Here is a 15059-nt window from a genome sequence, read left to right on the forward strand (position 1 = left end):
CAGACGCGTCGTCAGAAGGCGGGGGACGACTTCTCCCGCTTGCGCTGGACGGAGGAGGGGATCCGGAGCGCGTCCCGGTATTTCGCGACAGTCCGGCGGGCGATGTCCACCCCCTCGGCCCGAAGCTGCTCCACGATCGCGTCGTCGGACAGCACGTCGTCCGCCGGCTCCGCGTCCACCATGTCCCGGATGCGGTGCCGGATCGCCTCGGCCGAGAAGGTCTCGCCGCCCCGGGTTCCGGCGATGGCGGTGGTAAAGAAGTACTTCAGCTCCAGCACGCCGCGGGGGGTGGCGATGTACTTGTTCGCGGTCACCCGGCTGACCGTGCTCTCGTGCATCTGCAGCTCGTCCGCGATCTCCCGCAGGATCAAGGGGCGGAGATGCGCGACACCGTGACGGAAGAACCCCTCCTGCCGCCGCACGATCTCGGCCGAGACCCGCAGGATGGTGTTCGCCCGCTGCTCCAGGCTGCGGACGAGCCAGTTGGCGGCCTGGAGCTTCTCCGCCAGGAAGGCGCGATCCTCCTTCGTACGGGTGCCGGTCTGCGCCACGGCGTGGAAGCCGCGATTGACCAGCACGCGCGGCATCGTCTCGGGGTTCAGCTCCAGCAGCCAAGTGCCGTCAGGGGCACGGCGCATCAGCACATCGGGCACCACGGGCGGGGCGGGATCGGCATCGGCCAAGGCCCCCGGCTTCGGGTTCAGGTGGCGCAGCTCCGCCACCATGCCCGTCAGGTCCTCCGCATCCACGCCGCAGACGCGCAGCAGGCCCGGCATGTCCCGGCGCGCCAGCATGTCGAGGTTGTTCAGGAGCGCCTGCATGGCCGGGTCCAGCCGGTCCTTCTCGGCCAGTTGCACCGCCAGGCACTCCCGCAGGTCGGCGCAGAAGAGCCCGGTCGGCTCGAAGCGCTGCATCCGGGACCGGACGCGGGCCACCTGCTCCTCGGGGCAGCCCAGCGCCTCGGCGAAGGCGGCGTTCGGAACGGTCAGGCGCCCGGCCGGATCCAGCAGCGCGATCATCTGCCCCGCGATCAGCCGGTCCCGCGCATCGCCGAAGGCCAGCCGCGCCTGTTCCGCCAGGTCCTCCCGCAGGGAGCGCGGACGTTCGCCCGCGATCTCCTCCAGGCTCCGGCCCTCCTCGTCCCAGGCGTCGGCCCGGGCACTGCGGGAGGAGGGGTAGAGGGCCTCGCCGCTCTCGTAGCCGGCGGACCAGTCGGCCTCGATGGGGGCGTCGGCGATGCTGGGGGACTGGGTCGCCTCGAAGGAGTCGCGCTCGACCGGGTCCGGGGCCGCGGGGGCGGCGGTGGTCGCCTCCTCCCGCTCGAGCATCGGGTTCCGCTCCAGCTCCTCCTCGACGAAGGCGGTGACCTCGAGGTTGCTTGACTGGAGCAGCTTGATGGCTTGCCGCAGCTGCGGCGTCATCACCAGCTGCTGCGTCTGGCGGAAGTCCAGCCGGGGCGCCAGGCTCACCACGGGGGCCTCACCATGCGCGACGCCCTCCGGGGATCACCGAAAGGTCCTCACAGGCTGAAGCGCTCGCCGAGATAGACGCGGCGCACGCCCTCATGCGCCACGATCTCGCGCGGAGCGCCCTCCATCAGCACCTGGCCGTCATGCAGGATGTAGGCGCGGTCGATGATGGCCAGCGTCTCGCGGACATTGTGCTCGGTGATGAGCACGCCGATGCCGCGGTCCTTCAGGTGCTTCACGAGGTCGCGGATCTCGCCCACGGCGATCGGGTCGATGCCGGCCAGCGGCTCGTCGAGCAGGATGTAGGCGGGGTGGGTGGCCAGGGCGCGCGCGATCTCGCAGCGCCGCCGCTCGCCGCCCGAGAGGGCCAGGGCCGGGGCCCGGCGCAGATGGGCAATGCCGAACTCCGCGAGCAGCGAGTCGAGCATCTGGTCCCGCCGCTCGCGGGACGGCTCCACCACCTCGAGCGCGGCGCGGATGTTGTCCTCCACGGACAGGCCCCGGAAGATCGAAGCCTCCTGCGGCAGGTAGCCCAGGCCGAGCCGGGCGCGCCGGTACATCGGCAGCATCGTGACGTCGTGGCCGTCGAGGAAGACCTGGCCCTCATCCGGCCGGACGAGGCCGGTCATCATGTAGAAGGTGGTGGTCTTGCCCGCGCCGTTCGGCCCGAGCAGCCCCACCGCTTCCCCGCGCCGCAGCGAGAGCGACACGCCCCGCACCACCGGCCGCTTCTTGTAGCGCTTTCCCAGGGACTTCGCGACGAGGCCGGAGCGGCCGTCGACGACGCGTAGCGCCTCGCTCATCGGGGCTGTCCCCCCTGCTGGCGGTTGGGCTGCGCCGGGCGCTGTTGCGCGGGGCGCGCGCCGGGGAGGGGCGCGTTCTCCTGGCCGGAGTTGGGGATGACGAGCCCCTGGACACGTTGTCCGGGCGCGGAGATGAGGCGGGAGACGCCACTGCGAAGGTTCACGATGGCCTCGGCGCCCTGGAGCTGGTTCTGGCCGCGGGTGATCCAGACATTTCCGAGGACTCGCGCCATGCCGGTGACCGGCGAGTAAACGGCGCGGTCACCGCGGACGATCTCGGCCTCGGTGCGGATCTCGACATTGCCGAAGACCTCCACGCGATCGAGCTTCGAGCCCTCACCCGGCACCCGTCCCGGAGCGGCGGGTGCGGGGGCGCCCGGCCGCACGGCAATGGCCGGTGCGGCGGCGGGGGTGGGGCGGGCCGGGGCAGGGGGGGCCGCCGGCGCCTCCGCGAGGAAGTAGCCGACGAGCGTGTCCGCCTGGATCCGGCGGTTGTCGTTCGTCACCGCGCTGGCGGCGCCGCGCGCCACGGCCATTCGCCGGGCCTGCCAGTATTCGAGGCTGTCCCGCGCCCGGATGATGTTGTCCGGCGTGTTCAGCTGCAGGTCGCGGCCGGTCAGGACCATCACCTGCTGGTCCACGTCGTACACGGCGCGGTCGCCCTGGGCCCGGTCCGTGGCGGTGGCGATGCGAACGGTCCCCTCGGCCTCCATCCGCCAGATCTCGCCGCCCGAGAGCGGGCTGCTGTCGCCGCCGGCCGCCGGCGCCGCGGCGGGGGCGGCCGCGCCGCCGCGAGGGCGGTAGCGCGCGATCAGCCGGTCAGCCGTCAGGGTGGTGCCGTCGCGCGAGGCGCGGGCGTTGCCGCGGGCGACGATCACCTGCTCGGCCTGGCGCCACTCGATCCCGTCGGTCGAGGTGACCTCCAGCGGCCCGCCGCCCGAGAGGTCCATCGGCTGGGCCAGCGCAGGCCCCGCGGCCAGCAGCCCGAGCAGAAGGGTGCGGCGGATCATCGGCCCCCCTCCAGCACCGCGCGGGCGTTGCCGGTGAAGATCACCACGGCGCCGCGGTCGCGCAGGCGGAAGCCGTCGCCGGTGATGGTGCCGAAGGACCCCTGGGCCGCGACGGGCCGGTCGCCCTCGGCATTGCCGGCCTTCACCTCCACCCGTGCCTCCTCGGTCTCGAACAGCATTCCGTTGTCATTCCACAGCGTCACGTCGCCGCGCAGGTCGAGCCGGTCGGCCGGACGGTCGTAGCGGCCGGTCCGGCTCTCGACCAGCAGCCAGGACCCGTTCGCCTGGAAGACGTCCCCGCGCGGCGCCTCGAGGTCTACCACGTCGTCGCTGCCGACCTGGGTCGCGGTGGCGGCGGTGACGTTGAAGGGGCGCCCGGTCTCGTCCGTGCCCTGGTAGCGCGGGTTGACCACCCGAAGCGCCTCCGGCGTCGCGCGGGTCATCCGGCGGAAGGAGATGCGGGCCCGCTCCTCCGCGCGCTCGAACTCCGGCCAGAGCACGATCGCCGCCAGCAGTGCCAGCGCGCCGGCCGGCAGCACCCATTTGAGCAGCCGCACGGACCAGCGGTGCCGCCACATGGCGCCGGTGCTGTAGCTCCGCCGGGCGCGGGATGGCACCGGGCGGTGCCGGCCGGCCGGCATCACCAGGTGTCCCGGCGCGTCGCTCGGGGCAGGGTCGCTCACGAAGGGGCCGGCCCGGTGACGGGCGGTGAGGCGGTCATGGGGGCTGTATGGGACCACCCCGGGGGGCGGTCAACGCGGGCGTCAAAAACCGTGCCACAGCGTTGACATCTGTTAAACTCAATGCGCGAAGATGTCAGGGTCCTCGTAGCCCAGCAGGTCCAGCGCGCCCCGCGCAGGCAGGAACCGGAAGCAGGCCTCGGCGAGTTCCAGCCGGCCTTCCCGACGCAGCATCCCCTCCAAACGCGCCCAGAGGGCGTGCAGGTGCAGCACGTCGGACGCCGCGTAGGAGAGTTGCTCCGGCGTGAGCTCCGGCGCGCCCCAGTCGCTGGTCTGCTGCTGCTTGGAGATCTCCACGCCCAGAAGTTCCCGGCAGAGGTCCTTCAGCCCGTGCCGGTCGGTGAAGGTGCGGACGAGCTTCGACGCGATCTTCGTGCAGCGCACCGGCGACACCGTCACGCCCAGAGCGTGGCCGAGAATCGCCACATCGAAGCGGGCGAAGTGGAACAGCTTCACCGTGCCCGCATCTTCCAGCAGCGCGCGCAGGTTCGGGCAGGCGGCACCTTGGCCGCCCAGCGTCTGCGGCACGATCTGGACGCAGTGGGCGGTGCCGTCACCGGAGGAGAGCTGCACCAGGCAGAGCCGGTCCCGATGCGGGTTCAACCCCATCGTCTCCGTGTCGATGGCGACGACCGGGCCGAGGCTCAACCCGTTCGGCAGGTCATGCCGGTGAAGGTGAATGGTCGCGTTCGGCATGAAGAGGGCGGTCCCCATCGGAAGACCCCACCCGGGCGCGGGCCGGGATATTCCCGACCGCCCCAACGTACCGAGGATATGCCCAGGAAAGGACTCGAACCTTCACAGCCTTGCGGCCACAGGTACCTGAAACCTGCGCGTCTACCAATTCCGCCACCTGGGCAAGGGGGCAGGGCGCCGTCGCATCGTCCGGCGGCGAGGCCCGGCTTCTATGGGCGGGCGGGCGGCCCGTCAAGCGGGCCTTGGCGGGAATCCCGCGGCGCGTCATAGCGTTGGGAAGGCGGCTCTCTTCGGGACGGAGTGCGGGTGATGGCACGGCGCGTGGCAGTGGTCTTCGGCGGAACCGGCTTCATCGGCCGCTACGTGGTGCAGCGCCTGGCAAAGCAGGACTACGTCGTGCGCGTCGTGACGCGTTCGGTCGAGGCGGCGCGGCCGCTCATGACCCAGGGCATGGTCGGCCAGATCGTCCCCCTCTATGCCGCCCACTACGAGGCTGCGGTCCTCGCCCGCGCGCTGGAGGAGGCCGAGGTCGCGGTGAACCTCGTAGGCATCCTGTTCGAGCGGAAGTCGGGCGACTTTGCCCGGGTGCACGGCGAGCTGCCCGGCCGCATCGCTCAGGCCGCGACGGCGGCTGGGGTGCGGCGACTGGTCCACATCTCGGCCATCGGGGCGGACCTGGCTTCAGAGAGCCTCTACGCCAGGAGCAAGGCGGCGGGAGAGGAAGCGGTCCGGGCCGGGTTCCCTGGGGCCACGATCCTGCGCCCCTGCGTCGTCTTCGGGCGGGAGGACGCCTTCTTCAACCGCTTCGCCGGCATGGCGCGCGTGCTGCCGGTGCTGCCCCTGGTTGGCAGTGAGACGCGCTTCCAGCCGGTCTATGTTGGCGACGTGGCCGATGCGGTGATCGCGGCAACCGAGCGGGACGACGCGCCCGGACGGACCTACGAGCTGGCAGGCCCGCGCGCGGCGACCTTCCGCAACCTGATGACCGAGATGATGGAGATGACCGGCCATCGCCGCCGGATCGTCGAGCTTCCGGACGGATTCGCACGGTTCCAGGCGAAGCTCTCATCGTGGTTGCCGAACCCGCCGATCACCGAGGACCAGTTGGTGCTGCTGCGGAAGGACAATGTCGCGTCACCCGATGCGCCGGGGCTGGAGGCGCTTGGCGTCACGCCGACGACGATGGAGGCGGTGCTTCCGGCCTATCTCACGCGTTACCGTCCGGGCGGCGGACGCCGCGAAGCCGTTCTCGGTGCTTAGGTCCGTTTCGGACCTTTGGTCGGCGACTGATCTCGCTTTCGAGCAGGCGAGGGGTAATTGCGAGCCGTTTTCAGGTCAGGATTTCTGACTTGATTGTTGTTTTCGTCTCGCAACCGCGAAACTTCCATGTCAGAAGCGCCGGAGATTCACGCCCGATGGGCCTCCGGAGGTTGCCATGGCCGAACGCATGCTCCAGTTCGTGCGGCTCACCCAGCAGACGCCCGACAAGCGCCCGGCGACCCTGCGACGCGAGGACTTCCAGGAGATCTACGACCGCTTCGACCCGGCCCGGGCCTCGGAGCAGGCCAGTCGGTGCTCCCAGTGCGGCGTGCCCTTCTGCTCCATCCACTGCCCGCTGAACCAGCACATCCCGGACTGGCTGAAGCTGACCGCCGAGGGCCGCCTGCAGGAGGCGCACGAGGTCAACGCCGCCACCAACACCTTCCCCGAGATCTGCGGCCGCATCTGCCCGCAAGACCGGCTCTGCGAGGGCAATTGCGTCATCGAGAAGGGCTTCGATAGCGTCACGATCGGCGCCGTGGAGCGCTACATCAACGACACCGCCTGGGAGAAGGGCTGGATCAAGCCGCCGAAGCCCGTGCGGGAGCTGGACCGCTCGGTCGGCATCATCGGCGCAGGCCCGGCCGGGCTGGCGGCGGCGGAGCGGCTCCGCTCCATTGGATGGCAGGTCCATGTCTACGACCGGTATGACCGCGCCGGCGGCCTGATGATCTACGGCATCCCCGGCTTCAAGCTGGAGAAGGAGGTCGTGACCCGCCGCACGGACCTCTTCCGGGAGGCCGGGATCACCTTCCACCTGAACGTCGAGGTCGGCCGCGACGTCACCATGGCCGAGCTGCGGGAGCGTCACGACGCGGTCCTGATCGCGACCGGCGTCTACAAGGCCCGCGACGTCGCCCTGCCGGGCGCGGAACTCGGTGGTGTGGTGCCCGCGATGGAGTTCCTGACCGCCTCGAACCGCAAGGGCCTGGGCGATGAGGTTCCCGATTTCGACTCCGGCGCGCTGAACGCGGCGGGCAAGCGCGTGGTGGTGATCGGCGGCGGCGACACGGCGATGGACTGCCTGCGCACCTCCATCCGCCAAGGCGCCGCCTCCGTCACCTGTCTCTATCGCCGCGACAAGGCGAACATGCCCGGCTCCATGCGGGAGGTCGCCAACGCCGAGGAAGAGGGCGTCCGCTTCGCCTGGCTGTCGGCGCCGGAGGCCTTCGAGGGCGCGGACGGAAACGTGACCGGCGTGCGGGCGGTGAGGATGCATCTCGGCCTGCCGGACGCCACCGGACGCCAGCAGGTGGAGCCGCTGCCCGGCTCCTCCTTCAAGGAACCGGGGGACCTCGTCATCAAGGCGCTGGGCTTCGACCCGGAGGACCTGCCCGGCATGTTCAACGAGCCCGCCCTGGACGTGACCCGCTGGGGCACGCTGCGGGTGGACCACCGCACCATGATGACGAACCTGCCGGGCGTCTTCGCGGCGGGGGACATCGTGCGTGGCGCCTCCCTGGTGGTCTGGGCCATCCGGGACGGGCGCGACGTGGCGGCGCAGATCGCCGCCTATGCCGAGGCGAAGGCCGCCGTGCCGCAGGCCGCGGAGTGAAGGAGAGGGCCATGAGCGACTACGTTACCGAGCAGCTCCGCGACGCCGCCCGCCTTCGCGACGAGGCGCATATCGACATCACCGAGCACGACGCCTGCGGCGTCGGCCTCGTCGCCGCGCTAGACGGCGTGGCGCGGCGGGATGTGGTGCAGGCGGGCATCGACGCGCTGAAGGCCGTGTGGCACCGCGGCGCGGTGGACGCGGACGGCAAGACCGGCGACGGCGCCGGCATCCACATCGAGATCCCGCAGGACTTCTTCGCGGAAGCCGTGGAGCGCGGCGGAGACATCCTGCGCCCCGGCCGGATCGCGGTGGGCATGGCCTTCATGCCGAAGACCGACCTCGGCGCGCAGGAGCGCTGCCGGTCGATCGTGGAGACGGAGATCCTGAACGCCGGCTACGCCATCTATGGCTGGCGGCAGGTGCCGATCGACGTCACCTGCATCGGCGAGAAGGCGAACGCCACCCGCCCCGAGATCGAGCAGATCCTCATCTACGACCCGGAGGTGCGGGACGCCGCGATCTTCGAGCGCGACCTCTACGTCATTCGCCGCCGGATCGAGAAGCAGGCCATCGCCTCCCAGATCCCAGACCTCTATCTCTGTTCCCTGTCCTGCCGATCCGTCATCTACAAGGGCATGTTCCTGGCGGAGAGCCTCACGCAGTTCTACCCGGACCTGCTGGACCCGCGGTTCATCAGCCGCTTCGCCATCTATCACCAGCGATATTCCACGAATACCTTCCCGACCTGGCGCCTGGCCCAGCCCTTCCGGATGCTGGCCCATAACGGCGAGATCAACACCGTCCACGGCAACATCAACTGGATGAAGAGCCACGAGACCCGGCTTGCCCATCCGCTGCTGGACGCCTTCATGGACGACCTGAAGCCGGTGGTGCAGGCGGGCGGCTCTGACACGGCGACGCTCGACAACGTGTTCGAACTGCTGGTCCGCGCCGGCCGCGACGCGCCGATGGTCAAGGCGATGCTCATCCCCGAGAGCATCGGCAGCAACGCCACCATGCCCGAAGCGCACCGGGAGCTGTTCCTCTACTGCAACGCGGTGATGGAGCCGTGGGACGGCCCGGCCGCGGTGGCCGCGACCGATGGCCGCTGGGTCGTCGCCGGGCTGGACCGGAACGGCCTGCGCCCGCTGCGCTACACCATCACCGCCGACCGCCGCCTGATTGTGGGCAGCGAGACGGGCATGGTCGCCGTCCCCGATGATCAGGTCCTGACTCGCGGCCGCGTCGGCCCCGGCCAGATGATCGGCGTGGACCTGGACGAGGCGCGTTTCTACGGCGACGACGCGCTGAAGGACGCGCTGTCCGCCCGCAAGCCCTTCGGAAAGTGGACGGAGCGCACCACCCGCATCGACGAGATCGTCAAGGCCGACGCCGACGAAGTTGTGGCGCTGGAGGGCGAGGCGCTGCGCCGCCGCCAGCTCTCCATGGGCACCACGCTCGAGGATCTGGAGACGATCCTCCACCCGATGGTGGAGGAGGCGGCCGAGGCGATCGGGAGCATGGGCGACGACACGCCCGTGGCCGTGCTGTCCCGCCAGTATCGCGGCCTGCATCACTACTTCCGCCAGACCTTCAGCCAGGTGACGAACCCACCCATCGACTCGCTGCGCGAGACGCGGGTGATGACGCTGAAGACCCGGCTGGGGAATCTCGGGAACATCCTCGACGAGGACCCGACCCAGTGCGACATGCTGATGCTCGACAGCCCCGTGCTGTCGAACGCGCAATTCGCGGCCATGCGCGGCTATATGGGCGACACGGCCTGCGAGGTGGACGCGACCTTCCCTGTATCCGAGGGCGAATCCGGCCTGCGCCGGGCGCTGGAGCGCATCCGGCGGGAGGCTGAGGTGGGCGTGCAGTCCGGCTGCACCCACGTCATCCTGACGGACGAGGCGCATAGTGCCGAGCGCGCCGCCATCCCGATGATCCTGGCGGTGGGCGCGGTCCACAATCACCTCGTCCGGCACTCGCTGCGCACCTTCACGAGCCTGAACATCCGCTCGGCCGAGTGCATGGACGTGCACTACTTCGCCGTGCTGATCGGGGCGGGCGCGACGACGGTGAACGCCTACCTCGCGCAGGAGAGCATCGCGGACCGCCACCGGCGGGGGCTCTTCCCCGGCCTGTCGCTGCAGGACTGCGTCGCCCGCTTCAAGAAGGCGGTGGACAAGGGGCTGCTGAAGGTGATGTCCAAGATGGGCATCGGCGTCCTCTCCTCCTACCGCGGCGGCATGAACTTCGAGGCGATCGGACTGTCCCGCGCCCTCGTCGCCGAGTTCTTCCCGGGCACCCAGTCCCGCATCTCCGGCATCGGGCTCTCGGGCATCGCGCGCCGGGTGCTGGCGATGCACGAGGCGGCCTGGGGCAGCGCCATCCCCACCCTGCCGGTCGGCGGCCTCTACAAGCTCCGCCGTCGCGGGGAGGCGCACGCCTTCGAGGGCTCCTTGATCCACCTCATGCAGAAGGCGGTGGAGACGGACAGCTACGAGACCTTCAAGCGCTACTCCGCCGCCGTGCGGCAACAGCCGCCGGTGGCCCTGCGGGACCTGCTGGACTTCCGGGCCGAGGCGGTGAAGCCCATCGCCCTGGAGGAGGTCGAGAGCATCACGGAGATCCGCAAGCGCCTTCTGGCGCCCGGCATCTCCCTGGGCGCGCTGAGCCCGGAGGCGCACGAGACGCTCTCCATCGCCATGAACCGCATCGGTGCGCGCAGCGACAGCGGGGAGGGGGGCGAGGACCCCTCCCGCGCCAAGCCGCGCCCGAACGGCGACAACGCGAACTCCGCGATCAAGCAGATCGCCTCCGGCCGCTTCGGCGTCACCGCCGAGTACCTGAACAACTGCCGGGAGATCGAGATCAAGGTCGCCCAGGGCGCCAAGCCCGGCGAGGGCGGGCAGCTTCCGGGCTTCAAGGTCACGGGGCTGATCGCGAAGCTGCGCCACTCCACGCCGGGGGTGACGCTCATCTCCCCGCCGCCGCACCACGACATCTACTCGATCGAGGACCTCGCGCAGCTCATCTACGACCTGAAGCAGATCAACCCTGACGCCTCGGTCTGCGTGAAGCTCGTCTCGCGGTCGGGCATCGGCACGATCGCGGCGGGCGTGGCGAAGGCGAAGGCGGACGCCATCCTCGTCTCCGGCCATTCCGGCGGCACGGGCGCGTCCCCGGTCACCTCCATCAAGTACGCCGGCCTGCCCTGGGAGATGGGCTTGTCCGAGACGCATCAAGTACTGCTGCTGAACCGCCTGCGGCACCGGGTGAAGCTGCGGACCGACGGCGGCATCAAGACCGGCCGCGACGTGGTGGTCGCCGCCATGCTCGGCGCGGAGGAGTTCGGCATCGGCACCGCGTCCCTGGTGGCGATGGGCTGCATCATGGTGCGGCAGTGCCACTCTAACACCTGCCCCGTCGGCGTCTGCACGCAGGACGAGGCGCTGCGGGAGAAGTTCGAGGGCTCGCCCGAGAAGGTCATCTCCCTCTTCTCCTTCGTGGCGGAGGAGGTGCGGGAAATCCTCGCCTCCCTCGGCTTCCGCAAGCTGGAGGATGTTATTGGCCGCACGGACCTGCTGAAGCAGGTCTCGCGCGGCTCGGCGGACTTGGACGACCTCGACCTCAACCCGCTGCTGGTGAAGGCCGATGCCGGCGGCCTGCCCTCCTACTGCACGATGGAGGGCCGGAACGAGGTGCCGGAGACGCTCGACGCGGACATGATCCGCGACGCGGGCGCGCTCTTCTCCCGCGGAGAGAAGATGCAGCTCCAGTACAACATCCGGAACGTCCACCGCGCCATCGGCACGAAGACGAGCGCCATGATCGTACGGAAATACGGCATGTCCGGGCTTCAGCCCGGGCACCTCGCCGTGCGGCTGCGCGGCTCCGCGGGCCAGTCGCTGGGCGCCTTCGGCGTGCAGGGGCTGCGGCTGGAGGTGCTCGGCGACGCCAACGACTATGTCGGCAAGGGCCTTTCCGGCGCGACCATCATCGTGCGCCCCTCTCCCGCGGCGAACCTCGTCTGGGAGGAGAACACGATCATCGGCAACACCTGCCTCTACGGCGCAACGGCCGGCGAGCTCTTCGCCGCCGGTCAGGCCGGTGAGCGCTTCGCCGTCCGCAACTCCGGCGCGACGACGGTGGTGGAGGGCGTGGGCGCCAATGGCTGCGAGTACATGACCGGCGGTACGGTCGTGATCCTCGGGGCGGTGGGCGACAATTTCGGGGCCGGATTCACCGGCGGCCACGCCTTCATCTGGGACGCCGACGAGACCTTCGAGCGCCGGCTGAACGCGGACACGCTCCTCTGGTCGCGCCTCGGCTCCTCCCACTGGGAGGGGGTGCTGCACGACCTGATCGAACGGCACGTGAAGGAGACGGGATCGCGCCTTGCGGCCCGCCTGCTGAACGACTGGCACGTGGAGCGCGACCGCTTCTGGCATGTCGTGCCGAAGGACTATGCGAAGCTCCTGCCGCGCCCGATGCAGGAAGAGCCGCTGGCCGCGGAGTAGGAAGGCAGCCCCGGCCGTGCGCCGGGGCGCCCGCCTCAGTTCGGCGTCGCGGCGCGGGTGAAGACGCCCGCGGCGTCATAGGGCCAGTAGAGCCCGTGCTTCTTGTAGTAGGCCTGGCAGGGCGCCATGCCGTTCAGATAGGTGGCTTCGCCCTCCCGGAAGGCGGCGAAGCGCGTCTCGGCGGTCACGCCGGGGTGTTGCTTGCCGATGGGCGGGGTGAAGTCGTCCTGCGCGCCGTGCTGAAGCTTGGCCTGGAGCACGGTGTTCAGCAGGCGCACCACGTCCTGCGCCTCCTTCGTCCAGGATCCCCGCTCCGCCCCGGACCGGAGGGCAGAGGCGAAGAGCTTGCGATACCCCGTCCCGTCCTTCCGCCACAGGCTCATCAGGTCGTAGTCCGAGACGAACATCCGGCCGGTCTCAGGATGCACCCCGATCCCGCTCACGCCGGACTTCACCAGCTCGCCCGTGCTCGTGTGGCCGTCCGCCCAGCGCTTCGGCGGCAGCACGCCCTGGAAGGCGACAGCGCCCTTCTTGGGGCAGCGCATGATCACCAGCAGCCCCTCCCGCCGGGTCATCTCCCGGAAGGCCGAGACGTCCTCCGGCCCGAAATCTGTCCGGCGGGCGAAGCGCACGTCCTCGGACGCGATGCCGTCCCGCCGCGCACCCTGCAGCCGGGCATAGACCGCAGCCTCCGCCATCGAAACCTTCAGCGTCATTCCGGACCCCCGAACCGCAACCCGTTCCGCGGGACTATCGCCGGTCCGTGCGTCCATCAATGAAAGGTCCGTCATGTCTGTCGCGTCGCTGGCAGGCTGCGTGGGCTATTGGCGCTTTGGCGCCCAGCTTGCAGCGATTCGGCCTGCTTGCGCCCCGGGGTTCAGCGGCTTAATCCGCCGCGGTGCGCATCCTCTACCACCTTCCCCTCTCTCCCTTCTGCCGCAAGGTCCGGCTGGCCCTGCAGGAGAAGCGCATCCCCTTCGAGCTGCGGGCCGAGCGGATCTGGGAGCGGCGGGAGGAGTTCATGGCGATGAACCCGGCCGGCACCGTGCCCGTGCTGCAGGAGGAGAACGGCCTCGTTCTCGCGGACAGCTACGCCATCTGCGAGTACCTGGAGGAGGCTTATCCGGACGCGCCGCTGCTCGGCCGCACCCATGCCGAGCGGGCCGAGGTCCGGCGCCTCGTGGCCTGGTTCGACGGCAAGTTCTCGAAGGAGGTGACCCAGAACCTCCTCTACGAGAAGCAGCTCAAGCGGATGATGGGGCGGGGCAATCCGGATGCCGGGGCCCTGAGGGCGGGCTATGCGAACCTCAAGCCGCACCTGGAATACCTCGGCTGGCTGCACGAGACGCGGGCCTGGCTGGCCGGGGCGCAGTTCTCCCTGGCCGATCTGGCGGCCGCGGCGCACCTCTCGGTGCTGGACTACATCGGCGACGTGGACTGGACGCTGAACGAGGCGGCGAAGGACTGGTACGCGCGGGTGAAGTCCCGGCCCTCCTTCCGGCCGATCCTGGCGGATCGCGTCTCCGGCCTCCTGCCGCCGGAGCACTACGACAACCTGGATTTCTGATCGCCGGTGGGAACAGGCCCGGTCGGGTGCGGCTGAGGTCCTGCTAAGCCGGCGGTGAGGGCCCTCGATCACCCATGAGCTTTCTGCACGCGTTCGTAAGCGCGGCAGTTCATCTCCTCCGCGGAAGGAGAACGCCCACCCTCGCCCTCTGCGGTTTCGTCGGTATCGATGTCTGCATGATCAGCCCGATCCTCCTCGGCTGGCTGGACAGGAATGGCTGACCGCTCCCACCCGAAAGGGCCCGGGCGGACCGCCACCGACCAAGCGGCGATCCGACGGTCCGAAGCGGCAACGGGCCGCTTCGGACGGGAGCTTCACGATCCGCCGCGAACTGCGGGTGGCGGTCCGCCCAATTGGAAGATCCTTCCCGACCGGGTGAGGTGTCCGCCTCACTCCGGCTGGTAGTTCACGCTCCGCAGCAGCTCGCCGGCGCGGACGATCTCGCTCGCGATGAAGCGGCGGGTCTCCTCGCGGCTCTCGGTCACGGGCTCCAGCACCTGGGTGGTCAGGCGCTGCACCATGGCTGGCTCGCGCATCGTCTCCTGCATCAGCGTGTTGATCGCCTCGCAGATCTCGTTCGGCGTGCCCTTCGGCGCCCAGACGCCGTACCAGGACTGGAACTCGTATCCGGGCAGGCCGCCCTCGGCCATGGTCGGCACGTCCTGAGCCAGGACGGAGCGCTCCGGCGTCGCGATGCCCAGCACCTTGATGCGGCCGTCACCGCGCGCCGGAAGGATGGCGAAGGACGGGTCGATGAGAAGCTGCACGGTACCCCCCATCATGTCCGTCAGCGCGGGCTGCGTGCCGCGATAGGTCACCATGTCCAGATCGAGGCCGGTGCGGCGCAGAAACTCGATGGTGGCGAGGTGGCCGGCGGAGCCAAGCGAGGAGATCGCGAAGGCGTAATCGCGCGGACGGGCGCGGGCGGCCGTGAGCAGCTCCTGCAGCGTGTTCGGCGCGCGGTTTCCGGCCATCGCAAGGACCAGCGGGGCGCGGGCAGTGCGAGCGCAGACCTCCAAATCTTTCTGCGGGTCGAAGTTCGCGCCGCGCAACACCAGAGGCATCACCGCCGTGTTGAAGGCAGAGGCGAGCAGCGTGTAGCCGTCCGGCGCCGCCTGGATCACGGCCTGGGTGCCCGGCAGGCCGGCGCCGCCGGTGCGGTTCTCGGCCACGGCCGTCGCGCCGAGCTTCTCCGACAGGCGGGCCGCCAGCAGGCGCCCGAGCGTGTCGTTCGCCGCGCCGGGGGGCCAAGGAACGATCACGCGGATCGGCTTGCCGCGCGGCCAGGCGGTCTGGGCGCGTACGGCGGGGGCGGCGAGCGTTGCGGCCGCCGTGGCGGCGAGGAGGGTGCGGCGATTCATGGTCGTTCC

General features: G+C 70.2%; 11 protein-coding genes and 1 tRNA gene. 4 read left to right on the forward strand and 8 right to left on the reverse strand.

Annotated elements, in window-relative coordinates; genetic code table 11:
• Positions 1–11 precede the first annotated feature (11 nt).
• From rpoN to ACP6CK_RS01680, 6 genes are all read right to left on the reverse strand, one after another.
• The gene (rpoN, locus tag ACP6CK_RS01655) at positions 12–1469 is read right to left on the reverse strand and encodes an RNA polymerase factor sigma-54 (protein ID WP_426957036.1); all 1458 of its coding nucleotides are present in this window, start codon (positions 1467–1469) and stop codon (positions 12–14) included.
• Positions 1470–1519: 50 nt separating this feature from the next.
• Positions 1520–2272, reverse strand: a complete 753-nt coding sequence (lptB, locus tag ACP6CK_RS01660; RefSeq protein ID WP_426957037.1) for an LPS export ABC transporter ATP-binding protein — start codon at positions 2270–2272, stop codon at positions 1520–1522.
• Positions 2269–3282, reverse strand: coding sequence for an LptA/OstA family protein (locus ACP6CK_RS01665; RefSeq protein ID WP_426957038.1), 1014 nt, complete (start codon positions 3280–3282; stop codon positions 2269–2271). Before ACP6CK_RS01665 ends, lptB begins: the two co-directional genes overlap by 4 nt.
• Positions 3279–3965: an LPS export ABC transporter periplasmic protein LptC gene (lptC, locus tag ACP6CK_RS01670; protein ID WP_426957039.1), complete on the reverse strand. Its 687-nt coding sequence runs from the start codon at positions 3963–3965 to the stop codon at positions 3279–3281. The genes ACP6CK_RS01665 and lptC overlap by 4 nt, the downstream gene beginning before the upstream one ends.
• A 117-nt stretch (positions 3966–4082) precedes the next feature.
• Positions 4083–4736, reverse strand: a complete 654-nt coding sequence (locus ACP6CK_RS01675; RefSeq protein WP_426957040.1) for a ribonuclease D — start codon at positions 4734–4736, stop codon at positions 4083–4085.
• Between the two features lie 61 nt (positions 4737–4797).
• Positions 4798–4881 (reverse strand) — tRNA-Leu (locus tag ACP6CK_RS01680).
• A gap of 146 nt (positions 4882–5027) precedes the next feature.
• Between ACP6CK_RS01680 and ACP6CK_RS01685 the strand changes: the two genes are divergently transcribed.
• From ACP6CK_RS01685 to gltB, 3 genes are all read left to right on the forward strand, one after another.
• Positions 5028–5978 carry a complex I NDUFA9 subunit family protein gene (locus ACP6CK_RS01685; RefSeq protein ID WP_426957041.1) on the forward strand — a complete coding sequence of 317 codons (951 nt, stop codon included), beginning with the start codon at positions 5028–5030 and terminating at the stop codon, positions 5976–5978.
• Positions 5979–6153: 175 nt separating this feature from the next.
• The gene (locus ACP6CK_RS01690; protein WP_426957042.1) at positions 6154–7593 is read left to right on the forward strand and encodes an NAD(P)-dependent oxidoreductase; all 1440 of its coding nucleotides are present in this window, start codon (positions 6154–6156) and stop codon (positions 7591–7593) included.
• A gap of 11 nt (positions 7594–7604) precedes the next feature.
• Positions 7605–12122, forward strand: coding sequence for a glutamate synthase large subunit (gene gltB / locus ACP6CK_RS01695; RefSeq protein ID WP_426957043.1), 4518 nt, complete (start codon positions 7605–7607; stop codon positions 12120–12122).
• 35 nt (positions 12123–12157) lie between these two features.
• Here gltB and ACP6CK_RS01700 read toward each other — a convergent pair whose 3' ends face one another.
• Positions 12158–12838 carry a hypothetical protein gene (locus ACP6CK_RS01700; protein WP_426957044.1) on the reverse strand — a complete coding sequence of 227 codons (681 nt, stop codon included), beginning with the start codon at positions 12836–12838 and terminating at the stop codon, positions 12158–12160.
• A 182-nt stretch (positions 12839–13020) separates the two neighbouring features.
• Here ACP6CK_RS01700 and ACP6CK_RS01705 point away from each other — a divergent pair, with 182 nt between their 5' ends.
• Positions 13021–13689: a glutathione S-transferase family protein gene (locus tag ACP6CK_RS01705; protein ID WP_426957045.1), complete on the forward strand. Its 669-nt coding sequence runs from the start codon at positions 13021–13023 to the stop codon at positions 13687–13689.
• A gap of 389 nt (positions 13690–14078) precedes the next feature.
• On the opposite strand, the gene ACP6CK_RS01710 is transcribed toward ACP6CK_RS01705, so the two are convergent.
• Complete coding sequence (locus ACP6CK_RS01710) at positions 14079–15050, reverse strand: tripartite tricarboxylate transporter substrate binding protein (RefSeq protein WP_426957046.1); 972 nt, start codon at positions 15048–15050, stop codon at positions 14079–14081.
• Positions 15051–15059: the final 9 nt, after the last annotated feature.

Origin of the sequence: Muricoccus radiodurans (assembly GCF_050154705.1) — a bacterium.
GTDB classification, from domain to species: Bacteria; Pseudomonadota; Alphaproteobacteria; order Acetobacterales; family Acetobacteraceae; genus Roseomonas; species Roseomonas radiodurans.

Excerpts from the sequence above, each read along its gene's own strand:
- ACP6CK_RS01665 (WP_426957038.1), bottom strand. The coding sequence starts at position 3,282 with ATGATCCGCCGCACCCTTCTGCTCGGGCTGCTGGCCGCGGGGCCTGCG.
- ACP6CK_RS01675 (WP_426957040.1), bottom strand. The coding sequence starts at position 4,736 with ATGGGGACCGCCCTCTTCATGCCGAACGCGACCATTCACCTTCACCGG.
- ACP6CK_RS01700 (WP_426957044.1), bottom strand. The coding sequence starts at position 12,838 with ATGACGCTGAAGGTTTCGATGGCGGAGGCTGCGGTCTATGCCCGGCTG.
- ACP6CK_RS01690 (WP_426957042.1), top strand. The coding sequence starts at position 6,154 with ATGGCCGAACGCATGCTCCAGTTCGTGCGGCTCACCCAGCAGACGCCC.
- lptB (WP_426957037.1), bottom strand. The coding sequence starts at position 2,272 with ATGAGCGAGGCGCTACGCGTCGTCGACGGCCGCTCCGGCCTCGTCGCG.
- gltB (WP_426957043.1), top strand. The coding sequence starts at position 7,605 with ATGAGCGACTACGTTACCGAGCAGCTCCGCGACGCCGCCCGCCTTCGC.
- ACP6CK_RS01685 (WP_426957041.1), top strand. The coding sequence starts at position 5,028 with ATGGCACGGCGCGTGGCAGTGGTCTTCGGCGGAACCGGCTTCATCGGC.
- ACP6CK_RS01710 (WP_426957046.1), bottom strand. The coding sequence starts at position 15,050 with ATGAATCGCCGCACCCTCCTCGCCGCCACGGCGGCCGCAACGCTCGCC.